Origin of the sequence: Streptomyces sp. NPDC018610 (assembly GCF_044391765.1) — a bacterium.
GTDB lineage: Bacteria > Actinomycetota > Actinomycetes > Streptomycetales > Streptomycetaceae > Streptomyces.
On the sequence record NZ_JBISAL010000012.1, the window covers coordinates 236,479 to 259,604 of the forward strand.

At 74.8% G+C, this 23,126-nt stretch carries 20 protein-coding genes; 8 read left to right on the top strand and 12 right to left on the bottom strand.

The annotated features are described in order from the left end of the window. Window positions 1-26: 26 nt before the first annotated feature. The 4 genes from ACH5A8_RS29235 to ACH5A8_RS29250 all read right to left on the bottom strand — a co-directional run bounded on the left by ACH5A8_RS29235 (window position 27) and on the right by ACH5A8_RS29250 (window position 4,131). Window positions 27-1,934 (bottom strand): VgrG-related protein, encoded by a 1,908-nt coding sequence (locus ACH5A8_RS29235; protein ID WP_399006948.1) that lies wholly within the window; start codon window positions 1,932-1,934, stop codon window positions 27-29. Next, window positions 1,934-2,659: a LysM peptidoglycan-binding domain-containing protein gene (locus ACH5A8_RS29240; RefSeq protein ID WP_399006949.1), complete on the bottom strand. Its 726-nt coding sequence runs from the start codon at window positions 2,657-2,659 to the stop codon at window positions 1,934-1,936. Before ACH5A8_RS29240 ends, ACH5A8_RS29235 begins: the two co-directional genes overlap by 1 nt. 14 nt (window positions 2,660-2,673) lie before the next feature. Next, on the bottom strand, window positions 2,674-3,096 hold the full coding sequence (locus ACH5A8_RS29245) for a phage tail protein (RefSeq protein ID WP_399006951.1): 423 nt from the start codon (window positions 3,094-3,096) through the stop codon (window positions 2,674-2,676). Between the two features lie 63 nt (window positions 3,097-3,159). Then, entirely contained in the window at window positions 3,160-4,131 is a 972-nt protein-coding gene (locus tag ACH5A8_RS29250) for a hypothetical protein (RefSeq protein WP_399006953.1), read from the bottom strand. A gap of 724 nt (window positions 4,132-4,855) precedes the next feature. Here ACH5A8_RS29250 and ACH5A8_RS29255 point away from each other — a divergent pair. Continuing rightward, a complete protein-coding gene (locus tag ACH5A8_RS29255; protein WP_399006955.1) occupies window positions 4,856-5,479 on the top strand; it encodes a hypothetical protein in 624 nt (207 codons plus the stop codon). Between the two features lie 27 nt (window positions 5,480-5,506). After that, a complete protein-coding gene (locus tag ACH5A8_RS29260) occupies window positions 5,507-6,880 on the top strand; it encodes a hypothetical protein (protein ID WP_399006957.1) in 1,374 nt (457 codons plus the stop codon). Here the strand turns inward: ACH5A8_RS29260 and ACH5A8_RS29265 are convergent. Genes ACH5A8_RS29265 through ACH5A8_RS29280 form a run of 4 tightly spaced genes read right to left on the bottom strand, consistent with a single transcriptional unit; the run spans window position 6,814 to window position 9,581 of the window. After that, a complete protein-coding gene (locus ACH5A8_RS29265; protein WP_399006958.1) occupies window positions 6,814-6,972 on the bottom strand; it encodes a DUF6760 family protein in 159 nt (52 codons plus the stop codon). The two genes, ACH5A8_RS29260 and ACH5A8_RS29265, sit on opposite strands and share 67 nt — an antisense overlap. After that, window positions 6,969-7,466 carry a hypothetical protein gene (locus ACH5A8_RS29270; RefSeq protein ID WP_399006960.1) on the bottom strand — a complete coding sequence of 166 codons (498 nt, stop codon included), beginning with the start codon at window positions 7,464-7,466 and terminating at the stop codon, window positions 6,969-6,971. The genes ACH5A8_RS29265 and ACH5A8_RS29270 overlap by 4 nt, the downstream gene beginning before the upstream one ends. Then, a complete protein-coding gene (locus ACH5A8_RS29275; RefSeq protein ID WP_009190922.1) occupies window positions 7,466-7,909 on the bottom strand; it encodes a phage tail protein in 444 nt (147 codons plus the stop codon). Before ACH5A8_RS29275 ends, ACH5A8_RS29270 begins: the two co-directional genes overlap by 1 nt. A 55-nt stretch (window positions 7,910-7,964) precedes the next feature. Next, window positions 7,965-9,581, bottom strand: a complete 1,617-nt coding sequence (locus ACH5A8_RS29280) for a phage tail sheath family protein (RefSeq protein ID WP_399006962.1) — start codon at window positions 9,579-9,581, stop codon at window positions 7,965-7,967. Between the two features lie 335 nt (window positions 9,582-9,916). Here ACH5A8_RS29280 and ACH5A8_RS29285 point away from each other — a divergent pair, with 335 nt between their 5' ends. Both ACH5A8_RS29285 and ACH5A8_RS29290 read left to right on the top strand, forming a co-directional pair. Continuing rightward, window positions 9,917-11,557 carry a peptidoglycan-binding protein gene (locus ACH5A8_RS29285; RefSeq protein ID WP_399006964.1) on the top strand — a complete coding sequence of 547 codons (1,641 nt, stop codon included), beginning with the start codon at window positions 9,917-9,919 and terminating at the stop codon, window positions 11,555-11,557. A 187-nt stretch (window positions 11,558-11,744) separates the two neighbouring features. Next, window positions 11,745-13,172: a ricin-type beta-trefoil lectin domain protein gene (locus ACH5A8_RS29290; RefSeq protein WP_399006966.1), complete on the top strand. Its 1,428-nt coding sequence runs from the start codon at window positions 11,745-11,747 to the stop codon at window positions 13,170-13,172. A gap of 47 nt (window positions 13,173-13,219) precedes the next feature. Here the strand turns inward: ACH5A8_RS29290 and ACH5A8_RS29295 are convergent, their stop codons facing one another. The 3 genes from ACH5A8_RS29295 to ACH5A8_RS29305 form a co-directional block, all read right to left on the bottom strand. Next, the gene (locus tag ACH5A8_RS29295) at window positions 13,220-15,397 is read right to left on the bottom strand and encodes an ATP-binding protein (protein WP_399006968.1); all 2,178 of its coding nucleotides are present in this window, start codon (window positions 15,395-15,397) and stop codon (window positions 13,220-13,222) included. Beyond that, window positions 15,394-16,134: a DUF4255 domain-containing protein gene (locus ACH5A8_RS29300; protein WP_399006970.1), complete on the bottom strand. Its 741-nt coding sequence runs from the start codon at window positions 16,132-16,134 to the stop codon at window positions 15,394-15,396. Before ACH5A8_RS29300 ends, ACH5A8_RS29295 begins: the two co-directional genes overlap by 4 nt. A 190-nt stretch (window positions 16,135-16,324) precedes the next feature. Further along, window positions 16,325-16,993 carry a LuxR C-terminal-related transcriptional regulator gene (locus tag ACH5A8_RS29305; RefSeq protein ID WP_399006972.1) on the bottom strand — a complete coding sequence of 223 codons (669 nt, stop codon included), beginning with the start codon at window positions 16,991-16,993 and terminating at the stop codon, window positions 16,325-16,327. A 369-nt stretch (window positions 16,994-17,362) separates the two neighbouring features. Between ACH5A8_RS29305 and ACH5A8_RS29310 the strand changes: the two genes are divergently transcribed. From ACH5A8_RS29310 to ACH5A8_RS29320, 3 genes are all read left to right on the top strand, one after another. Then, window positions 17,363-20,650, top strand: coding sequence for a LuxR C-terminal-related transcriptional regulator (locus ACH5A8_RS29310; protein WP_399006974.1), 3,288 nt, complete (start codon window positions 17,363-17,365; stop codon window positions 20,648-20,650). Window positions 20,651-20,778: 128 nt separating this feature from the next. Further along, window positions 20,779-21,006: an HXXEE domain-containing protein gene (locus ACH5A8_RS29315; protein WP_399007006.1), complete on the top strand. Its 228-nt coding sequence runs from the start codon at window positions 20,779-20,781 to the stop codon at window positions 21,004-21,006. 31 nt (window positions 21,007-21,037) lie between these two features. Continuing rightward, window positions 21,038-21,559, top strand: coding sequence for a hypothetical protein (locus tag ACH5A8_RS29320; protein WP_399006976.1), 522 nt, complete (start codon window positions 21,038-21,040; stop codon window positions 21,557-21,559). On the opposite strand, the gene ACH5A8_RS29325 is transcribed toward ACH5A8_RS29320, so the two are convergent. After that, complete coding sequence (locus tag ACH5A8_RS29325; protein WP_399006978.1) at window positions 21,552-22,712, bottom strand: serine hydrolase domain-containing protein; 1,161 nt, start codon at window positions 22,710-22,712, stop codon at window positions 21,552-21,554. The two genes, ACH5A8_RS29320 and ACH5A8_RS29325, sit on opposite strands and share 8 nt — an antisense overlap. Window positions 22,713-23,024: 312 nt before the next feature. Here ACH5A8_RS29325 and ACH5A8_RS29330 point away from each other — a divergent pair, with 312 nt between their 5' ends. Continuing rightward, the gene (locus ACH5A8_RS29330; protein ID WP_399007007.1) at window positions 23,025-23,105 is read left to right on the top strand and encodes a tryptorubin family RiPP precursor; all 81 of its coding nucleotides are present in this window, start codon (window positions 23,025-23,027) and stop codon (window positions 23,103-23,105) included. Window positions 23,106-23,126: the final 21 nt, after the last annotated feature.

A 23,126-nucleotide genomic window follows, 5' to 3' on the forward strand; every position in this document is an offset into this window, starting at 1 on the left:
CCCCACCCCGCCTTTTGGAAGTCGCGTCACGGGATCACCATCGGAACCGGGATGGTGGTGACCCCGAACACCGCCGAACCGACCAGCGTGGTCGGCGACTTGATCGTCGTGTTGACGGCCGAGGTGATCTGCACGGTGCCCCCGCCGGTCACGTTGGCGACGCCGCCCGCCGTCAGGTTCAGCGCGCCCACGGTGTTGACCCCGATCTCGCCGGCGGCCCGAACGTTGACCATGCTCGCGCTCTGGATGCTGAGCGGCCCGCCGCTCTTGAGGGTCAGGCTGCGCCCGGCGCTCAGCGAGAGGTCGGTTCCGGCCTCCACCGACACCGACCGGCTGCCCTTGATCGTCACCGAGCCCTTGCTGTCCACGACGATCTCGGTGTTCGTGCGGTCCAGGTTGATGGTCAGCCGCTTGTCGCCGGACACCAGCCGGACACCCTGCTTGCGGCCGCCGGTCTTCTGGCTGAGCAGGTCCATGCGGTTGCCGTCCCGGTCGGAGACGGTGTGCCGGCTGGCCTTCTTGCGCACGGTGTCGTGCAGCGGCACGTCGCTGACGACGGTCGGCTTGTCCCGGCCGTTGTAGAGCCCGCCGATGACGAACGGGTGGTCCAGCGCGCCCCGGTCGAAGGCGACCAGCACCTCGTCGTTGACGTCCAGCGGGAAGATCCCGCCGCCGTCCAGGCCGCCCATCTGCACGGTCCGCGTCCAGTCGCTGACATACGCGTCGTCCAGCCACGGGAACTGCAACCGCACCCGGCCCTGCTTGAGCGGGTCGTTCACGTCCGTCACGAGCGCGTTGGCGACGCTCGGCAGCCGGGGCGCGGTGTCCGAACCGCCCGAGGCCAGCCCGTACAGCGAACGCCACTGCCGGCCGCTGACCGTCACCCACACCTCGTAGTGCTTGCCGTCGCCGAAGACGTGCCGCACCGAGGTCACCGTGTACTTGCCCTCGAAGGGCACGCCGACGTCGGCCAGCGCCACCGGAACTCCCGGCCTCAGCAGGGGGTTTCCGCGCGCCACGACCTCCAGTTCGCCGAACGAGCCGGTCACGTCGTCGGCGAGGGCGTCGGCCGCGAACTTCACCTCGTTCTGCTTGTCGTAGGGCGTGCCCGTCTCGACCAGGGTGGCGGGACCGAACTTGGCGGCGGCCTCGCCCGGCGTGGCGCCGATGGTGATGCCGGGGTTGTCGACGGCGGGCGCGGTGGCGGTGAGCTTCTTCTTCGTCGTCACGTCCCAGCCGCGCGACTCGACCTTCCCGACCTGGTCGGAGGCGGTGACCGCGGCCCGCAGGCGCAGGATGTCGTGCCCGGCCTGGAGCACGAAGGGGCTCTTGTCGCCGTCGGTGCTCGGCGACGGCGCGCCGGAGGCCGACTTCGGCTTCACGAACTGGAACTTCCCCTTCGCGTCCACCGACATGACCATCTCGTTCTCGTCGGCGAGCCGTGCCAGGAAGTCCCAGTCGGTGACGTTGGACTGGCTGATGAACTCGTACACCGTCCGCGTGGACTCGATCTTCCCGACCGGCACCCCGTCCTGGGCGGCCAGCTTGCGGGCGATGTCGGAGGCGCTCTGGTTGCGGTACGCGGCCACCCGGCGCCGGCGCAGCAGCCGGTGCCCGAGGTCGTAGCCGCGTACGACGGTGAAACTGCCGGTGCCGTCGTAGTCGGCCTCCAGACCGGTGACCTCGCCGGTCAGCAACGGATCGCCGGACCCGTCGCCGTCGGCCACCGGGGCGAGCACCACCTTGGTGCCGAAGGTGATGCCCAGCTGGCCCAGCAGCAGCCGGTAGGGGTCCCGGAAGGTGAGCCGGAACGCCGCCGGGACGCCGACGCCCTGGTCGACGTAGCTGTCCACGAGGTCCGCGGCGAACTCGGGCGGCAGCTTGGCGCCCCCGACCCGGACGTCGATGACATTGGAGAAGGCGGACTGCACCATCAGCCGCGCACCTCCTCGGCGGCCGGCATGATCAGCTCGGTGCCGGTGGGCAGGTATCCGGGGTCGTCGATGCCGTTGACCTCCGCGATGGCCCGCCAGGCGGCCGTGTCGCCGTACTCCCGCCAGGCCAGCGACTGCAGCGAGTCGCCCGCCACGACCCGGTGCACGCGCTGCGCGGTGAGCGCGCCGGAGGTCGGGTTCTGCCCCTTGGTCCGGCTGGGGATCTCGTGCAGCCGGAGCGAGCAGGTGGCGCGGATCGGCACGCCCGTCGTCCCGAACAGCGTGTAACTGGCCTCCACCGAGCTGACGTACGCCGTGAAGCGGGCCGTGGAGAACGACCCCCACTGGAAGACGACCCACGGCGGCGACGGCTGCTTGGCGGCGATGCTCTGCGCCGTCACCTCGCAGCAGGACAGCAGCGACTCGACCTTCTTCAGGACGGTGTTGCTGTTCGGGTCGTCGGAGGAGTCGAGGAAGATCTCCAGGCTCATCTCGCGGGGGTCGGCGCCCATGAACTCCGGGAGCGGGCCGCTGCGTTCGATCTGGGCGGGGGTGACCTTCCAGTTGGCGCGCCGGGTCATCGACAACCGCGCCGGGTTGAAGTCGAAACCGAACGTCTTGATGATCCCGCCGGGCGTCCTGCTCTTGCCCTTGGGCGGCTGGTGGATCGCGAGCGTGGCCCGCACCAGGCTCTTGCCGGCGCCGCCGCTGCTGCCTTTCGCCATGTGTCCGCTTCCCCTCAGTCCGTGAACCCGTGGTGGGCGATCTCCAGCACCTCGGTCGCCACCGCCGGGCTCGCGGGGTCGAGCGTGGGACCGGTCCAGCTCACCGGCAGCACGTCGATCAGCCCCCACCGGGCGACCTCGGACCCGTCGGCGCGCAGTGCCGCGATCTGCGCCGTGGGCCGCTTGATGCCGGTCTGCACGGACGAGATCCACTTGGCGACCTTGGCGGTGTCGGGGGTGAGCGGGCGGGTCAGCCGGATGGTGGAGAAGGTGACGCGCGTCGGCAGGTGCCAGACGAAGCCGTTGTTGCCGCCCTCCTGGTGGTGCTCGACCTCCACCTGGGACGACAGACCCTCGCAGCCGTTGAAGTAGCCGAGGCTCTCGCCGTCGATGCTGAGGGTGAACCAGATGGTGGAGCCCGGGTCCTGGCGGGACATCGAGGGTGGGCCTTTCTTTCGTTTCCGTCGTTCCTGGTCGGTGGTCGCGTGCCGCGCGGGTGCTCAGCGGCGCGGATCGCGGAGCTTGCCGATCCGCTCGCGGTCCAGGCGGAGTTCGGTGCGGATCAGCCGGGTGATGCGGCCGATGATCCGGTGCACCAGCTCGTCGAGCTGGAAGTCGGTCAGCTCCCTCGGGTCGAACGCGCCCGGCGGGATCTCCGCGTGGTCCGGCGGTGTCGCGGCGCCGGAGGGCGGGCCGCCGACGGGGGACGGTGGGGAGGTGGTGCGGGACGTGCGGGACGGCGGCGGGGCCGTGGTCCGGGAGACGGCCGGGGTGACCGGCGCCGGGGCCGGGTGCGGCACGGGGGCCGCGACGGTGGCCGACGGCGCGGGCTTGGTGAGCTTCGCGGACCGCTGGACCACCGGGAGGGACGGTACGGCCGGTACGACCGGCGGGGTGAGGCCGGTGGGTGAGGGCCTGGTGGTGCGCACGGGCGCCGCGGGCGCGGCGTGCGCCGGTGGTGCGAGGGGGGCGGGGGGCGTGAGCCGGGCCACCGGGAGGGGGCCGGCGGGGGCGGTGGGGCCGGTCGACGCGGGGGCGGCGAGGGGGGCGACGTCGGTGGGCGCGGTGGGCAGCGGCGCGCCGAGGGGGGAGCGACGCCGTGCGGGGGCGGCGGCTTCGGCGGCGTGCTCGCGCTGGACGGCGACCGGGGGCGCGCCGTCCTGGACGGGCAGCGGTGCGGGGCCGGCCGGCGGCGCGGGCGCACCCGCCTCGGCGGCGGGTGCGTTCGGTGCGGTGACGGCGGGGGGCGTCGGGCGGGGGGCCGAGGCGCGCGGGGGCGTCGGCTCGGCCGTGGGCGACGTGCTCCGCTGGATCGCCGGGGCCTGCGGGGTGGCAGAGGTGGAGGGGGTGGCCGGGACCGCCGGTGTGCCGGGGATGGCCGAGGGCGCCGTGGCGGACGCCGGGCCGAGGCGCACGGGTGCGGCGGGCGGCGTCGGGGTTCCCGAACCGGCGCGCGGGCTCGGAGAAGACACCGAGCGGGTGTGCTGTGCCGCCGAGCCGGGCCGGGGAGCGGGGTTCGGCCCGGTGGACGGGGCCGGCCGCGGCGAGGCGCCGGGCCGCGGTGACGGGGCCGGCCCGGCCGCCGTCGGAGCGGGACGGTCCGAGGCGCCGGGGCGGTGGGGCTCGGCCGGCGAGGGCAGTGCGGCCGGCGGGGCGAGCCGCTCCGACGCCGTACGGCCGGCTGGGGTGGCCCGCTGGACGGGAGACGCGGGCTGGTCGGACGGGTCCGGGCCGGTGGGCCGGGGCCGCGGGGCCGCCGGGTCGGCGGGCCGCGCGGAGACCGGCGCACCCAGCCCGAGACGCGGCGCACGGCGCTCGGAGCCGCGCTGGACGACCGGGGCGGCGGGCGGGGCCGCGGGGGTCCCCGGACGCGGAGTCCCCACCGCGGGGGCGGCCGGACGGGAGCTTCCGGCGGCGGGGGCGTCCGGGCGCGCGGCGGGAACGGCGGCCGTGGGCCCGGCCGGCGGCTCCTGCGCGGCACCGGAGTTCGTCCGCGCCCGCTGCACGGGAAGGCCGGCGCCCGGCGTGCCGGCGCCCCGCACGGATTTGGATCCGGCCGGCAGTGCTTCGGCCGCCGGAGCGGCCGGGGCCGGAGCGGCCGGAACCTGGGGGGTCGGGGTGGTCGGCGTGGTCGGGGTGGCGGCCGGAGCCGGCGCGGACGGCGTCGACGGTGCCGAGGAAGTGGAAGAGGCGGAAATGGAAGTGGCAGACGGCGCCGATGGGGTGGAAGAGGCCGAAGTGGCCGACGGCGCCGATGGAGCGGAAGGGGTGGAAGTGGCCGACGGCGCGGAAGGGCTCACCGGCGCGGGGCCGGGTTCCGCCTGCTTCCGCTGCACGGGCAGGTCGGCGCCCGTGGTCCGGGAAGCCCGGACGGAGTCGTTCGGCCGCGTTCGGGTCACCGGAGTGGACGGAGCCGGAGCGGACGGGGCCGGAGTGGACGGGGCCGGAGTGTGCGCGGACGACGCCTGGGCGGGGCGTGCGGACGGGGGACCGGCCGGGGCCGGGTGCTCCACCGCCGGGCCGGACGGCGTCGTACGACCGTCCCGCGCCGTCGCCCGACGCTGGACGGCGGACCGCGCCGCCGCCCCGTCGGCGCCCGGAGCGGCAGCGGAAGCCGCGTCACCCGGCGCGCCCGAACGCCGGGACACGGGGGCCGCCGAGTCCTTCGCCCCGTCGCTGCTCCGCTGCACGACGGCACCGGAGACCGGACCGGCACCGGAGACCGGACCGGCACCCGAGCGCCGTACGGCGCCGGGCGCGGCCTCGCCGGCCACCGCGCCGAAGGACGCGGGAACGCCGTCCGCGCGCGCCGGCGCCTGAGCAGAAGTCACCGAGCCGGCGCCGCTCGTGGCGGACGCCGACTCGGCGCTCGCCGGCGACGGATCGGCCGGCCGCACGACGGGAGCGGGGCTCCCGTCGCCCTCGGCGGCCGGGGTCGCCGACGTGTCCGCCGTACCGCGGCCGTCCCGCGCGGACCCCGCGCCGGACGGAGAGCCCGCCTGCGCCGCGGACGGCGCGGCGGCCATCCGCCGGGACACCGGAAGCACCCGCCGCTGGGTGCGGACGAGCGACGCCGGCGGAGCCGCGGCGGCCGGCCCGGTCGCGACCGGGCTCAGCCGGATCCCGGAGGAGGGCGGAGCAGGATTCACCGACCGGACGGACGGCGCCTGGGGCGACACCACCGGGCCGACCACCGGACCGCCCGACGCCGACGCGACCGACGTCGAAGCGGCCGGCACCGACGTCGCGGATCCCGCGGGCGCAGGCGCCGAGGCGGCCGCCGCCGCTCCCGGACCCGCCGACGGCAAGGCGGCGGAGGCGGGGACGGACGCGCCGGAGGAACCCGCGCCGCTCGACGAGGAGCCGGGAACCGGCCCGCCGGAACGCGCAGAACCGCCCGCCCCCGGTCCGGCAGCCGACCTGTGCCCGGCGGTAGGCCTCGCCGCGGACGCGGACCGGAGTACAGGAGTGGCGGAGCCGTCAGCCGTGACGGACCTCGCGGGCGACGTGGCGGCAGACGGGCCGGCGGACCCGGCACCCCCGGCGGACGGCCCGGTGAAGGGCACCCCCGGACCACCCGACGGCCGCCCGACACCGCTGCCCGACGCACCGGCCGACGCCGGAGACATCCCCGCCGCCGACGACGTCCCCGCCGCCCCCCGCGGCGGAAGCCACCGCAGCGGAACGGCCGGCGCCCGCTGCACCACGGGTCCCGGACCGGGCGACGGCAGCGATGCCGCCGGCTGCTCCAGCCCCGTCACCGGGCGGCCGGGCAACGGCTGCGCCGTACCGCCGCCGAGCACCGCGCTCGATCGTCCGTCCAGGACCGCGTGGGAGGCCGCGCCCATGAAGGACGGGTTCTGCCAGGTCGGCAGCCGTCCGCCGAACCCGCGGTCGGCGACGCCGGCCGGGCTCGGGGCCAGCGCCCGCTGGATCGGCGGCAGCACCGACCAGGTCGCGGGCACCGGCGCGCGACCACCGCCCGCCGGCCCCTCACCGCCACCGGGGGTCGCACCCGGCGACACCGGATCGGCGGACGCCGCCGCACCCGGCGGCATCTCGCCGCCGGGCACGGCGACAGAGCCGCCGGGTGCGGTGCCGCCCGTGCCCTCGTCGTCCGTCCGTCCGCGGAACCGGTCCAGGAAACCCACCGCTCAGCCCTCCGCCCCGGCGCGCGTCACCAGGGACGCGATCTCGCCCGTGTACCGGCGGCGGTCGTGATGTTCCAGGTCCAGGATCTCCTCCAGGCCCCAGTGGAAGTGGTAGGCCACGTACGCGATCTCCTCGTGCAGCCGGTCGGTCGCGTACGTCACGATTCCCCCAGGCGGCTCCCGCCGAGTTCCACCTCGAAGGGCTCCGCGCAGTGCGGGCACCGCACGGCGGCGCGCGTGTGGCCCTCCGCGTTGATCTGGCGGTAGAAGTCCTGCAGGAACGCCAGGTCGGAGGCGAACATGTTCTCCACGATCCCGTCGTGGACCATGGGCAGCGTGCCCAGCCGGGTGATGACCCGGCCGAGCAGTACGACCGACAGGTAGGCCGGGTTCTCCTGCACGCGCACGTCCCGCAGCGGGACGAGTTCGTCCCGCGCCGTCGACAGCCGCATCGTCCCGTCCCGGTGCACGGTGCCCGACTCGTCGACGTACCCGCGGGGCAGCTGGAAGGAGAACTCGGTGCGCAGCGACTCCTGCTGGAGCGGGAGCTGCTGCTGCGGCGGGGCCGCCTCGACCGCCGCCTCCGGCACGGACTCCGCCGCATCCGGGCCGGCGTGCGCGACGACGCCGCCGGCCCTGGCAGCCGTACGCCGCATTACTCGATGACCAGTTCTTCGAACGTGATCGTCACGGTCTCGGTGAGGGCGGCTGCCTCGCCGGCCTTGACCGTGCTCGCGTCGATCTTGCTGCACCAGGCGTTGCGCAGGTGGTAGCGCTTCACCGGGTTGTTCTGGAAGTCCATCATGATGATGGAGGCGTTCTTGCGGGCGGTGGTCATCTGCCCGGTGATCGACTGGTTGATCCACTGGGTGAACGACGCCGACTGGGTCATGCCGCGCACGACCGTGCAGGTGCCGTTCTTCTTCACACCCGGCAGGTTCTTGACCACGTTCTGGCCGCCCGGGGTGTTCTGCTGGTAGGTGATGACGTCCTGCTCGATGCTGAGGCCGCTGACCTCGGCCAGGTACTCGACCATCACACCGTCGATCTGCAGGCCGAAATTGTGCGAGGTGAGGGCGTCACCCGGCTGGAGACTCATGAGTTCGCTGTCCTTCTAGGGGTGTCGAGGGAGAGTTCGGGGAGCGGCGGGCGGCCTACTCCTCCAACTCACCGCTGCCGCTGGAGAACTGGGCCAGCCGGAAGATCACGAACTCGGCCGGCTTGACCGGTGCGATGCCGATCTCGCAGACGACCCGGCCGACGTCCACCGACTCCGGCGGGTTGGTCTCCTCGTCACACTTGACGTAGTACGCCTCTTCGGGCCGCTGCCCGAACAGGGCGCCGCTGCGCCACTCGTTGACCAGGAACGCCGAGATGTTGCGCCGGATGCGGGCCCACAGCGCGTGGTCGTTGGGCTCGAACACCACCCACTGGGTGCCGATCAGGATCGACTCCTCCAGGTAGTTGAAGTACCGGCGGATGTTCAGGTAGCGCCAGGCCGGGTCGGAGGAGAGGGTGCGGGCGCCCCAGACGCGGATGCCCCGCCCGGGGAAGGCGCGGATGCAGTTGACGCCGATCGGGTTGAGCAGGTCCTGCTCGCCGCGGGTGATCTGGGTCTCCAGGTCGACCGCGCCGCGCACGACCTCGTTGGCGGGCGCCTTGTGCACGCCGCGCTCGGCGTCGTTGCGGGCCCAGATGCCGGCGATGTGGCCGCTCGGCGGGACCAGCCGGGTCTGGCCGCTGCTCGGGTCGAACGTCTTGATCCACGGGTAGTACAGGGCGGCGTACTTGGAGTCGTAGCCGGCCGTCTCCTGCCGCCAGACGCGGATCTGGCGGGCGTTGAGGCCGGGCGGCGGGTCGATGACCGCGACCCGGTCGCCCATCAGCTCGCAGTGCGCGATCAGGCCGAGCTGGACCGCCTTGACGGCCTCCAGGTCGATCGCGCCGCGCTGGTAGGCGGCCATGAGGTCGGGCACCGCGACCATGGAGACCTCGTCGACGGCCTCCAGACCGCCGAAGCCGGTACGGTCCGCGGAGTCGCCGAGGTACTCGGCCGGGCCGGGGTGCGAGTTCCGCGCCGTGTCGGAGGCCGGCACGGCGGGGACGGGCGCCGGGGCGGCGACGGCCACCGTCTGGTTGTCGGGGCGGACCAGCTGCGCGGCCGGCACGGCCTCGGTCACGGAGATGAGCTTGGAGCGCTCCTTGACCTGCGTGACGACGTAGTTGCGGCCGCCCTTCTTGGCGGTGACGTCGAAGGTCTCGACCGCCTTGTCGCCGTCCTTGACGATCAGCCGGAACCGCTCGGCGGGGCCCTCGCCCTCCGGGTCGGTGACCTCCACGCTCAGCGAGCCGCTGCTCGCGGAGGCGATGGCCGACACCGCGAACGTGCCGAGCTGCGTCGGCTCGGCGGCGGGCAGCGCGGCCGGCGTGGTGGAGGAGGCCACGGCGGCGGGCGCCGAACCGGCCCGGCCGGCGGCCGCGTCGGCCTCCAGGGCCGCGCCCTCGGCGGAGCCGCCGACGCGCACGACGTAGGCGGCCGTGCCGCCGTTCTGGAAGAATCCGTAGACCGAGTGCGCGAGGTAGTACCCGTCGGTGAACTCACCGAAGGCCGCCACGTACTGGCTCCAGTTGGTCACCAGCGTCGGCTCGTTCAGCGGGCCGGCCGGGGCGAGCCCCACGAAGGCCGCCACCGAGGTGCCCACTCCCTCGATCGGACGAGAACCGCTGGCCACCTCCTCGACGTAGACGCCGGGCGACAGGTAGGAAGGCATGCTCTGCGCTCCTCGGGGTACGAGTCAGGATCAGGTCCACCCTCACGCGCGAAGCGCGTCGGCCGAAACGTCCCGCGGTGCCGGTCCGGGGGCACTCTCCTTGCCCACAAGGGCACTTCGCGGGCCGTGCGCCGCACGGCCGACGGCGGGGGCGGCGGGGGCGTCGCACCGCCGCCGCAGCCCGGGGCCGCGCCTGGGCCGGCGCACCGCGAGGCGGGCGCCGGGCCGCGGAGGACGGCCGTGCGCCGGTCCGGTCCGCGCCCGGTGGCCGTTCGGGCACCGGCTGTGCGCGCGAGACTCCTGACCAGGTGATGGCCCGTTCGTAGCGTCTTCGCGTGAGCCTTTGGACTTCCCTCGAACCGGCGTCCGTGACCGTGGACCCCGGCAGCACCGCACGTGTGCGGCTGCGGTTGCGCAACACCGGTGACGTCGTCGACGAGTACCGCTTCGAGCCGGTCGGTGACGTCGCGCCCTGGACGACGGTGGAGCCGCAGACGCTGCGGCTGTTTCCCGGTACGACGGGGACGGTGGAGCTGACGTTCGCCCCGCCCCGTACGCCGGACGCGACGGCGGGCCCGAATCCGTACGCGGTGCGGATCACGCCGACCGAGCATCCGGAGGCCGTCACCGTCCCGGAGGGCAACCTCACCATCACCCCGTTCACCGAGGTGCGGGCGGAACTGGTGCCGCCGACGGTCAAGGGCCGTTTCCGGGGCCGCCCCCGCCTGGCGGTGGACAACCTGGGCAACACCAAGGTCACCGCTTCCGTGGGGGGCAGCGACAACGGTGATCACCTGTCGTACGACATCCACCCGAGCAATGTGCAGATCGAGCCGGGCCGGGCCGCGTTCGTGAAGGCCACGCTGAAGCCCCGGAAGATCATCTGGTTCGGGGGGAAGGAGCAACGGCCCTACACCCTGGCGGTGCAGCGCTCCGGCGCGAAGCCCCTTCCGGTGGAGGGCACCTACCTCCAGCGTGGGTTCCTGCCCCGCTGGCTCGCCACCTTCCTCGGCGTCGCCCTGGCCCTCACCCTCGCCTTCGTCATGTTCTGGCTCGCTCACAAACCCCCGGTGCGCAGCGTGGCCACCGAGAAGGTGGCGGAAGCCGGTGCCACCGCGCTGCCGACCGCCATGCCCTCGGCGGGCGCGCTGCCCTCCGGCGGGACGTCCCGGGGCGCCGGGCACGACGAGGCGGGCGGGGACGACGACGGGGCGGGGCTCGACCTCACCCCGGGCGGGGACGACGGCGGGCAGGACAAGGCGGGCGGCTCCGACGGCTCCGGAGGGTCGGCGGCCAAGGACGGTGGCTCCGGCGGAGGCGGTGGGGCGGCGGGGGCCGAGAAGGACGAGCCCCGTGCCCCGCTCCCCTTCCGGCCGGGTGACGGACCGAACCTGTTCGTGCAGTTCGCCCAGGTCAGGATGGCCACGTTCCCGGAGGACTCCCCCTGCCGGCTCACCGAGCACCACACCGTGGGAATGATGGACACGGCGACGGTCGCTGCCCTGAAGTGCTGGCAGCGGCAGGTCGACGGCATCTATGACGGGGTCATGGTCAAGACGGACGGGCTGGGCAACCTGGGCCGTTCCACGATGACGGCCCTGCTGATGGCGCACCTGGGCAAGAACACGGCCGACATCCAGTCCGGCAAGGACAACCCCAACGTCGTGTGGTTCAACAGCGTCCTGCTGTGGGCCACCTACGACCGGATCACCGACGACGTGGTCACCACGCAGAGCCTCTTCATCCGGTCGAACATGCAGTACCTCCAGGGCGTCAAACCCCGCGCGCACGCACCCGTCAACGACGCCCTGAAGGAGCGCGTCCGGCTCTACCAGCGGGCGATGGGCCTCCCGGTCACCGGAACGGTGGACGACGCGACGTTCCGGCAGCTGCACGGCGGGCGGGTCGTCTCCCAGGACGAGCCCGGCGAGGTGACCGCCGCCGACTACCCGCCCCTTCCGGCCACGGACCAGTAGGCATCGGCGGCTCGGCCGGCGGGGCCCCGTGGCGCACCGGCGGGAGACGCGGACCGTACCCGTACGGCCCGGGCGGGACACGTGTCTTCGCCCGGGCCGCCGGGGGTCGCCGCTTCCTCCCCTTCGGGCAGTGGTCGTGCCCCGGCGACTCGTGACGTGCGCGGGGGGCCGGCCATAGCGTCGACAGGTGAGCCTTTGGACTTCCCTGGAGCCCGCCTCCGCGACCGTGGATCCGGGTGGCAGTACGCGTGTGCGGCTGCGGTTGCGCAACACGGGTGACGTCGTCGACGAGTACCGTTTCGAGCCGGTCGGTGACGTCGCGCCCTGGACGACGGTGGAGCCGCAGACGCTGCGGTTGTTCCCCGGTACGACGGGGACGGTGGAGCTGACGTTCGCGCCGCCCCGTACGCCGGACGCGACGGCGGGCCCGAATCCGTACGCGGTGCGGATCACGCCGACCGAGCATCCGGAGGCCGTCACTGTTCCGGAGGGCAATCTCACGATCACCCCGTTCACGGAGGTGCGGGCGGAACTGGTGCCGCCGACGGTCAAGGGCCGTTTCCGGGGCCGTCCCCGCCTGGCGGTGGACAATCTCGGGAACACGAAGGTCACCGCGTCGGTGAGCGGCAGCGACAACGGCGACCAGTTGTCGTACGACATCCACCCGAGCAATGTGCAGATCGAGCCGGGCCGGGCCGCGTTCGTGAAGGCCACGCTGAAGCCCCGGAAGATCATCTGGTTCGGGGGGAAGGAGCAGCGGCCGTACACCCTGGCGGTGCAGCGTTCCGGTGTGAGCCCGTTGCCGGTGGAGGGCACGTATCTCCAGCGTGGGTTCCTGCCCCGGTGGCTCGCGACCTTCCTCGGGGTGTTCCTGGCCCTCGGCATCACCTTCACGATGCTGTGGATCGCCTACAAGCCGAACGTCGGCAGCGGTGCCACCGAACGGGTCGCCGAGGCCGGCAGCACGCTCGCCCCCACGGCGGAGCCGAGCCGGCCGCTGGTCAAGGAGACGCCCCCGGCGCCCCAGGAGTCCGCTCCCGCGCCGGCCGGCGGCGGGGAGAGCGAGAAGCCCGGTGGCGGTGACCCGGGCGGTGCGCAGCAGCCGGACACCTCCGGCTCCACCGGAGGGTCGGGGGGTTCGGGTGGCTCAGGCGGCTCGGGCGGTGGCGGCGACCAGGGCGGCGGCTCGAAGCCCAAGCCCGCCAAGCCCGCCGAGGCCGCGGGCCAGCTCATCATCGGGCGCGGGTCCGACCGCTGTGTCGACGTCACCGGCGGCGAGGACGGCGTGGGCCGCGACGGCACCCGGCTCCAGATCAAGGACTGCAAGCGGACGCCCAACCAGAAGTGGCAGTTCCTCGGCGACGGCACCGTGCGCTCGCTCGGCATGTGCATGGACGTGGCCTGGGGGTCCAGTGACGACGGCGCGGCGATCCAGCTGGCCCGGTGCAGCGGCAACCCGGCGCAGACGTTCGTGCTGAGCACCGAGGGCGACCTGGTGAACCCGCAGGCGAACAAGTGCGTGGACGCGGTGGACAACGGCACCGGGAACGGGACGAAGCTCCAGCTGTGGTCGTGCGCGGGGACGCCGAACCAGAAGTGGCGGGTGCAGGACTGACGGGGTGAGCGGCTCCCTCACCAGGAGCCGCTTCACCGGGAACCGTCTCACCAGGAGCCGTCGCCCGGCAGGAGCCGGCCCGCCTTGCGGTACTCGCGGCGGGCCCCCTCCAGCAGGTCGGCCGCGGTGACCGGACGGCCGCGGCCGGCGGCGAGGTACGCGGCGGTCACCACCGCGCTGCGGATCGAACCGCCGGCCAGCTCGAAGTCCGCCGCCACCGGGCCGAGTTCGACGTCGTCCTCGCAGGGCACGTGGGACAGGCTGTGCCGCCACAGGGCCGTGCGCTGCTCGACGTCGGGGAACGGGAAGTCGACCACCAGGTCCAGACGCCGGGTGAAGGCCTCGTCGATGTTGGCGCGCAGGTTCGTGGTGAGCAGGGCGATGCCGTCGAAGGACTCCAGCCGCTGGAGCAGGTAGGCGCTCTCCATGTTGGCGTACCGGTCGTGCGAGTCCTTCACCTCCGAGCGCTTGCCGAACACGGCGTCGGCCTCGTCGAACAGGAGCACCGCGTCGGTGCGGTCGGCCTCCGTGAAGATCCGCTCCAGGTTCTTCTCCGTCTCGCCGACGTACTTGTCGACCACGGACGACAGCTGGACGACGTAGAGGTCCAGGCCCAGCTCGGCCGCCACGACCTCCGCCGAGAGCGTCTTGCCGGTGCCGGACTCGCCGGCGAACAGACCGAGGACGCCCCGGCCCCGGCCGCCGCCCGCGCTGAGCCGCCAGTCGCCGAGGACCCGGTCGCGGTGGCGGGCGCGCAGGGCGAGTTCCCGCAGCTGGGTCAGGGGCTGCTCGGGCAGCACCAGGTCCGTCCAGTCGACGGCGGGCCGGATCCGGCGGGCGTGCTGCTCCAGGCCCGAGGCGGACTGCCGGCGGGCGGCGGCGCGCAGATGAGCCGCGGTGAGCGGCGCGCCCTCGAAACCCGCCAGCTCCAGGGCGGCGCGGGCGGCCCGGACGACGCGGTCGTCGGAGAGGTGGTACGGCGCGACGGTGGCGGCCAGGTCGAAGCCGGGCTCCGTCCCGAGGACGGCCGCCCAGGTGAGCACGGAACCGGCGCCGCGCCGGGGCACCTCCAGCACCAGTGGGTCGGGGGTCCCGTGGTCGCACCACTGGGGATCGTAGGGCCGGGCGTCGGTGATCAGCACGGGCACCTCGGCCGCGGCCAGCTCCCCGACCATCCGGGCCGGCTTTCCGGGCAGCGCGGAGACGACGATCGCGGCCCCGGTCAGCCGCGCCTCGCGCAGCAGGTCGGGCACCCGGTCCTCGGGCCCGGCGAAGTGCAGGGCCGCCAGTCCGGCGGCGCTCAGGGCGGCGGCGGCACAGGAGAGCCCGTCGCCCTCGCGGGCCTCGCGCAGATAGGCGGTGAGCGGGGGAGCGTCGGCCAGCCGGTCGGCCAGCCGGTCGGTGAGTCGGTCGAACTCCCCGCCCTCGGCCCCGCCTTCGCCGGTGTGCGACGTCCGCGGCGGCGGCGCGGGCAGCGGGCGCAGGTGTGCGGCGAGCTCGGGATCGGGGGCGCCGTCGCCGAGCAGATGGGACACGACCCGGTCGGGCACGCGCAACGAGCGGCTCAGGAGGGGGCGTTCGGGCTCCTCCACGGTGAGCAGCCCGAACGAGACCAGCGGGGCCGCGGGGTGCAGTCGGGCCCGGGCGGCGGCCGAGTGGGCCGGGATCCCGCACAGATCGAGGGCGAGGGCGACGCTCGCCCGCCGCCGGCTGACGTCGTCGTTCAGGTAGCCGTACAGCGGTTCGAAGGTGCGGTCCAGGTCGGGTGCGAGGGCGACGAGGAGGAGCGCGGAGTCCAGCTCGGTCAGCCCGAGCCGCGCGCAGAGCCCGGCGACCGGGTCCGCCGCCGGAGCGGCGGCGGAGGCAAGTGCCCGCGAGGGAGCGGGCAGCTCGGCGGAAAGGGCGCGGAGCGGATCACCGGAGGGGGAGCGGCGAGGGTCGCCGGGCAAGTCGTCGGGCGGAGAGCCGGGCGGGCCGCCGGGAAGGTCACCGGTCCCGCCGTCCACCGGCGGTTCCGCCGGGTGCAGCAGCCGGCGTATCGCCTCCTCCGGCAGGTACAGGCCGCGCAGCGGGTCGGCGGCCGTGGGGTCGGTCGCCGACCGGAGGTCGACCAGCAGGGCGACGCGCTCGCGCAGAACGGCGAGCCGGGCGAGGAGCGCGGTGGTGGGGTCGGGCGCGGGGGGCCGTGCGGTGGTGGTGTCGTGCGCCGCGGGCGGTGCGGTCATGTCGTTCCGGCCGTTCCGCTCGCTCCGGCCGCTCCGTCCGGTCTGCCGGCTCTGTCCGCTCCGCCCGTCCCGTGGCCGCGCCAGGCCCTCTTCCTGGCGTCGCGGGCCGCCGCCACCTGCCGGGGCCGGTGGGCGCGCTCCTCGGCGTCGGCCGGGGCCGTGCCGTCCAGGCCGCGGACCCGGACCACCGCGCCCTCGGTGACGGGCGGGCCGGCGTCGTAGTCGGGATAGGAGGGGAAGGGCACGGTGATCATCAGGTCGAGGGACGGCTTGAGTTCGCCGCCCAGTGCGGACCAGATCTCCGCCAGGGACCGGGACTCCGTCTGGGTGCCGGCCACCGACAGCGGCACGGCCATGCCCAACTGTGCCAGCGAGGCGGGCAGTTCCGAGGGGGCGAGCAGCTCGCGCGGCAGCAACGTGACCAACGCCGCGGACAGCAGCCGGTGTTCGTCCTGCGGCTGCCTGGTCCAGGCCGTCACCAGGTACGACAGCCGGAACCAGCGTGGTGGCCGGCGCCGTTTGACGACGACGTCCCGCTCGTCGACCACCGGGAACTGCCCGCGCTGACGGCGGGCCACGTCCTCGCGGATGTCGTAGAGATAGGCGTTGATCGTCGGCGCGTTGCGGCGGGCGGCCCAGTCGCGGGTGGGGGCGTCGAAGGCGACGTCGATGCCGGATCCCGCCAGCGCACCACCCTCGAGCAGGGTCTTGAGGACCTCGTCCACCTCGTGGATCACCGTCGCGCTCCCGCCCTGCCGTGCTCTGTTCGCCGTTCGCCGCGGCGTGCCCGAGTGGCGCGCCGCCCTGACCCGTTCGCTCCGCCGTGGCCGATCCTGCCCCGCACCCGGTCCGCGCCCGCAGGCGCGCCGGGGACGGCGGCGGTGCACACCGTGCTGCCCGCCGGGCCGGTCACCGCTGCCCGACGGGTCAGATGTAGCCTTCCCTTAGGGCATACGCCACCGCATGCGCCCGGTTGCGCAGGTGGAGTCGGGTCGTCAGCCCGTGGATGACGTTCTTGACGGTACGTTCGGAGTAGGACAACTTGCCGGCGATCTCCCCGGTGTCGAGCCCCTCGGCGACCAGGCGCAGTACGTCCACCTCGCGCGCCGTCAGCCCCGAGACAGGCATCCCGGCGCGGCCGGCCGCGCTGCGGTGCAGCGTCCCCACCTGGTCGATGAGCCGGCCGAGCAGGTCGGCGGGCAGGTCGCCGTCGCCGCGCGCCGCGGCGAGCACGGCCTGCACCAGGCGGTGCGCCGTGGCCTCGTGGCGCCACACGATGGCGCCCACCCCGCACTCGATCACGTCGAGCAGCCCGGCCTCCCGCAGGGAACTGACCACGAGCACCGCTCGCGCCCCCTCCCCGCGCACCAGCCGGCGCAGCCGGGCCAGCGCGGCCTCGTCGAGTGTGTCGTCGACGAGCAGTGCCACCGTGCCCGGGCCCGAGCCGGCCTCCTCCCGCAGGTCGACCTCGGGGTACCGGCGCAGCTGGCTGAGCACCCCCTCGCGCAGGATCGGATCCGTGGCGTGCACCGCCACCGGTGTCCGGTCGGCGAGGCCGGCCGTACCGGGGCGCGTGGTCCCAGATGTGCTGAGCAAGAGATTCCCCCATGTCCGCGGGCCCGCCACGGCTGTGGGTGCGGTGGCGGGCGTGCCCTCCTCAGGTTCCTGCGGCGGGCGGGGACCGGACAATCGTGGAACACCACGAGGGGCACCACGAGAACAGGTGTACGGGACCACGAGGTTGCCCGGCGGGACGGTTCCGCCGGCCCCCGGGTCGGCACCAGTGGGCCTTGTCACGGCACCGCACGGCGGCCAGGGGCGTCCTGGTGTGCGGAGGGGTGTGAGAGCCGACCATGCGGCGGCGCCCGGACCGCAGCGGAGCAACCGAGTGAACCATCGCGACAGCCGGCGTGTACAGGGGTGTGACGGATGTACGAGCGAACCGATGAACGGGGGTGCGGACAGGTGTGCGATGAGCCGTGGGAACAGCCGCGTGAGCACCGGGAGGCCGTCGCGCTGATCGCGGCCGCCGCCGCGCGCGCCCGGGCCGGCGGCGGCGCCCTGGTGGTGCTGCGCGGGGCGACCGGCACCGGCCGCACCACCGTCCTGGAGACCGCCGGGCGGGCCGCCGAGGCACATGGCATGCGGGTGCTGCGCGCCCGCTGCTCGCCCGGCGACGCCGCGGCCCCGTACGCCGCCGTCCTGCAACTCCTCGGTCGACGACCGGAGTTCCTGCACGCGGACGGGGAGCGCGCGCAGGCCGAGACGCTGTGGCAGGCGCTGCGCGCGCACGCCGCCGAGGGGCCGCTGCTGGTGGCGGTGGACGACGTCCACCTCGCCGACGGTCCCTCCCACCGCTGGCTGGTGGAGATCGCCCGGCACGTGGACCGGCTGTCCCTGCCGATCCTGCTGGCCGTCACCGAACGCAGCCAGTACGACGTCGACGCGCCCCGCCCCGGCTTCACGCACACGCTGTCGCCCGCCCTCGTGCGCACCCGCACCCTGGCCCCGCTCGGCGCGGAGGCGGCGGCCGCCCTGGTGCGCGCCCGGTTCCCGGCGGCGCCGCCGTCCTGGACCGACGACTGCGTACGGGCCGGCGCGGGCAGCCCGCTCCTGCTGCGCGCCCTGCTCGACGACCTCGGCACCCCGGACCACGGGCACCCGACGGTGCCCGAATCGACGGCCGCCCTCTACCCGGGCGCCTACCCGGCGGCCGTGTCGTGGTGGCTGGACAGCGCGGGCCCCGGCACGGCCGAGGTCGCGCGGTCGCTCGCCGTCCTGGACGAGGGCTGGGACCGCGCGGGACCCGCACCGGCGAGGAGCGCCTTATCCGGTCGCCCGGGCGCCCGTCGTCCGGACGCCGGTGGTTCGGACGCCGGTCGTCCGGGCCGTGCGGTGCGCGCCGGGGCGCCGGCCGCCGGTGCGTCCGCCGGAATACGGCACGAATACGGGTGGGACCCGGCCGGTGACGTGCCCACGGGCGAGCGGCACGAGTGGGGCCGGCCCGACGCACAGGCGCCGTTTGCCGGTGTGCCCGCCGGGGACGGGACCGGACCGGGCCTCACGCACCGTCAGGCCCCGTTCGACACGGCGTGCGCGGAGGAGGGCGCCGGGCACGGCCCGGGGCCGGCCGGCGCCGTCCACGCCGATGCCTGGGAGTCCCAGGGGCGGGTCCCGGGCGCCGGCCGCCCGGGCGGTGAGCGCGACCACCGGCGACGCCGGCCGGCCGACCGCGCCTTCGGCGCCTGGGAGCGCCGGCGCCCGGAACCGGCCGGCCGGGGCCTGGGCGCGGAGCCGGCCGCGCTGCTCGCCGGACTGACCGGCGCCGATCCCGCCCGGGTGGCGGGCTGGCTCACCGCCATGACGGGCCTCGGGCTGCTGCGGAAGGACTCCGCTGGCCGCCCCCGCTACGCCCATCCCCTGCTGCGGGACGCGGTGCTCACCGGCGTGCCCGCGGCGCGGCGGCACGCGGCGCACCGGGCCGCCGCCGAGTCGATGCTGCGGCACGGCGCTTCCGCCGACGCCGTGGCCAGGCAACTGCTGCCGGCCGGTCCCGTCGGCGCCGGCTGGGCGCCGGACGTCCTCCAGGAGGCGGCGAGCCTCGCCCTGAGCGAGGACCGCGCCACGGACGCCGTGGCCTTCCTGCGCAGGGCCCTGGACGAACCCCTGCCCGGCGAGCGCCGCCAGCGGCTGCTGACCGAACTGGGCTCCCTGGAGTGCGCCGGTCCGGACTCCGCCGCCGGGATACCCCGGCTCACCGAGGCGCTGCGGCTGCCCGGCTCCCCGCAGGACCGGGTGCGCGCGGCCGTCGCCCTGGGCACCGCGCTGGCCGGCCAGGGCAGGGCACGCGCCGCCGTGGACGTGCTGTGCGCGGTGGTCGGACAGCTCGCCGACCGCCCCGAACTGGTCGGCGCCCTGCGCATCGCCTCCGCCCTGCTGTCCGACTGGGATTCGGCCGTACGGCGCGACGTCTACGGTGTGCTGCGCGACGCGGCCACCCGCTCGCCCGAGCTGGTCGGCCCGGCCGCCCGGGCGCTGCTCGTACGGCACGCCGCCACCGCCGGGCTCACCTCGGCCGAGGACGCGATGCGCCAGATGCGCGCACTGCTCGCCGAGCCGGCCGACCCGCTGACCGAGCCGTTCCTTCTGGGCACCGCCGCCGCGGTCGCCCAGTGGGCGGACGAACTCGACGAGGCGGACCGGCTGGTGGACCGCGGCCTGGCCGGCCAGCGGTCCGTCCTGCTGCACCCCATGCACCAGGCGCTGCTCAACACACGGGTCGACATCGAGGCGGCCCGCGGCCTGTACGGGCGGCTGCCGGCCGAGCCGCCCGTCGCCTTCGCCGCGGGGCCGGGCAACACCCACGCCCACACCCTGATCGCGCTGGTGGAGCAGGGCCGCGCGGAGGAGGCGCGCCGGCTCGCGGACGCCTTCGACCTCGGGGCGGCGCCCGACTCCTTCGAACTGAACCGGTTCCTCTACGCGCGGGGCGTGCAGCGCGCCGCCGAGGGGGACCACGCGGGCGCGCTGCACGACTTCCTGGAGTGCGGCCGCCGCCAGGCGGCCCGCGAGGTGGTCAGCCCGGTCGTGACCCCGTGGCGCACGGCCGCCGCCGAGTGCAGGCTCGCGCTCGGCGCTCCCCGTGAGGCGCTCGCCCTGGCCGAGGAGGAGCTGCGGCTGGCGCGGGTGTGGAACACCCCGCGCACGGTGGGCCGCGCCCTGCGGGTGCTGGCCGCCGCCACCGGCGGCCGGCGCGGCCTGGAGCTGGCCGACGAGGCCGTACGGCTGCTGCGGGACGCGCCAGCCGGGACCGAGCCCGAACTGGCCGCCGCGCTGCTCGCGCAGGGCCGGCAGCTGACCGCCGCCGGGGACCGCGCCCGGGCGCGGGAGTGCCTGCGGGAAGCCGCGGCGCGCGCCGAACGCCTGGGCGCCGTCCGGCTGCGCACGCTCGCGGAGGAGGCGCTGCGCGAGGGCGGCGCCCGCCGCCCGGGCTCCGCCCGCACCGGCTCCGCCTCCCTCACCGGCAGCGAACGGCGCATCGCGGAACTGGCCGCGTCCGGCCGCACCAACACGGAGATAGCCGCCTCGCTGCACCTGGCCCGCCGCACCGTGGAGACCCATCTCACCAGCGCCTACAAGAAGTTGGGCATACGACGTCGGGGCGAACTGCGTGACGCGCTCGGCCCGGACCGGCTCCCCGCCCCCGACCCTCCCGCCCCCGACCGCCGACCGGGTCTCTCCCCACGCCCCTGACCTTCCCTTCCCCGACCACAGAGCCGCGCACCGAGCGCGCCCCACTGCCCTCGGGCCGCACGGCGAACACGGATGAGAGTCAACTCGTCCGCGCGGCGGTCACGCGCGGACCGGCGGCGGCCTGGGCCCTGCACGACACCGAGGAACTGGCGCCCCTGCCGAGGTGGCTGCGGCACGACCTGCCGGCGCTGCGCGACCGCTTCCCGGCAGTGCCCGAGGCGGTGTGGCGGCGGGTGGAGTCCATCGCCGGCCGGGAGTTCACGGTCGCCGTCGGAGTGATGGCCGCCGTCGCCGTCGCCTCCGCGGCGGGACACGCGACCGGCGAAGCCACCGGGGTGCCGAACCCTGGGTTTTGAACGTGTTCAAGTCCGGGCGTACGCTCCTGTCATGAGCGACAGAGCCGCCCTGCTCAAGGGCATCCGCGTCTGGCTGGTTGTCTTCGTCGTCTGCCTGGTGCTCAGCGGGGCCACCGCCTTCCCGCTGGTCCACGAACTGCGCTGGACCGAGGACCTGTTGCGGTCCCTGTCCGTGCCCGAGCACCTGCCCGCGCTGACGGACTGGATCGAGCGGGTCCGGCGCGGGCTCGACACCGCCGACGCCGATTACCCGTTCCTGCTCTACGGCACGGACTGGCTGGCCTTCGCACACCTCGTCATCGCCGTCGCGTTCTACGGCCCGTACCGCGACCCGGTCCGCAACGTGTGGGTCGTGGAGTTCGGCATCATCGCCTGTGTGGGGATCGTCCCGCTCGCCCTGATCTGCGGCCCGGTGCGCGGCATCCCCTTCTGGTGGTCGGTGATCGACATGTCCTTCGGGGTGTTCGGGATCGTGCCGCTGTACGCGGTCCGCAGGAGGATCAAGCGGCTGGAGGCGCTGACCGCGAACGCCGCAGCCGTCCCGGCTACTTGAGGGCGGCCAGCGCGACCCGCTCGGCCACCGGGTTCATCGACTCGCCCTTCGCGTCGGTGGTGTCGATCGAGTAGACCAGGGTGCGGCTCAGGTCCCGGGTGGCGGCGACGACCGTGCTGTAGCCGTAGCGGGCGCCGGACTTGATCCAGTACACCCGGCCGCCGTACTCGAAACGCTGGAGGCCCGCGCTGTAGGTGGCGCCCTCGATGTGCGCGGGGACCGTGAACATCTCACGCAGCTGCGGCTCCGGCACGACGCGGCCCCGGAACAGCGCCCCCAGCAGGCGCTCCAGGTCGGCGGTCGTGGAGATCATGTCGCCGGCCGCCCAGCGGTCCGCCTGGTTCCAGTCGGTGACGTCGACGAGGCGGGTCGTCCCGTCGGCCTCCCGCACCGCCTGGTACCCGTGGTTGTGCGGGCCCGCGATGTGCGGGTCGTCGCCCGGGAAATACGTGTCCCGCATCCCGGCGGGGCGCAGCACGAGCCGGGTCGCCTCCTCGGCGTACGACCGCCCGGTCACCTTCTCGACGAGCAGACCGAGGACCGTGTAGTTGATGTTCAGGTAGTCCTGGCGCGTGCCCGGGCGGAACTCGGGTCCCTTCGCCACCGCCGACGCGACCACCTGCCGCGGCGTCAGCGTGTCGAAGCGGTGCGCGTACTGCTCCTCGAAGCCGTCCCCGAAGCCGTCACCGGACTGGATGCCGCTGGTGTGGTTCAGCAACTGCCGTACGGTCACGGGCCGGAAGTCCTTGGTGAGCAGGCCCGGGAGATAGTGCTGGACGGGCGTGTTCAGGTTGATCCTGCCCTGGGCGGCGAGCCGCAGCACGACGGCGGCCGTCACCACCTTCGTGGTGGAGCCGGCCCGGAAGCGGGCGTCCGGATCGGCCGGCCCCGCGCCCTCCAGGTCGTGCACACCCGCGCTGCCGCGCCAGAGGCCGTCGGAGCCGCCGACGCGCACCAGGGCGGCGGTCGCGTCCTGGTCCGGCAGCCCGGCGATCGCGGCCGAGAGCGCGGCGGCGTCCGGCCCGGACGTGGCGGGGGCCGTCGCCCGGGCCCGGGCGGGTGACGCGGCGAACGCCTGCGCCGCGGTCAGCGGCCCCGCCGTGAGGGCCAGAACGAGACAAGCGGCGGTGAGGGCGGTGGTGCGGGCTCGCATCTGCTGCTCCTGAGAAATCCGGGTGCTGCGAACGGCTGACTGTCACCGGTCATCCTCGGGCCGCGCCCCGGCCCGGCGGATCGTCACCGAGGAGGGCGCCCGCCCCGAAGGTGTCCCGGAGCGAGCGGCGCACAGAACGGGGGAGTTGTCAGGGTCGGACCCTTAGGTGGCCGAGAACACGCCTACCGCGCACGGGTGTTGGTTACCCGTTCATCAATGTGGGCAAGGCTCACCGAGCCACCGCACGTGATCTTCACCGGTCCGCCCGGAGAGCCGCGTGCCCTACGCCCCGCCCCGAGAGGAGGTGCAGTGATGAGGCTTCTCTTCGCCGTCCGCAACAAGGTCTCGGCCCGCAAGAGCCTGAAGGCCAGCGCCTGGTACATCTGGTACTGACCCGGCGCGCCCGCCCCCCGC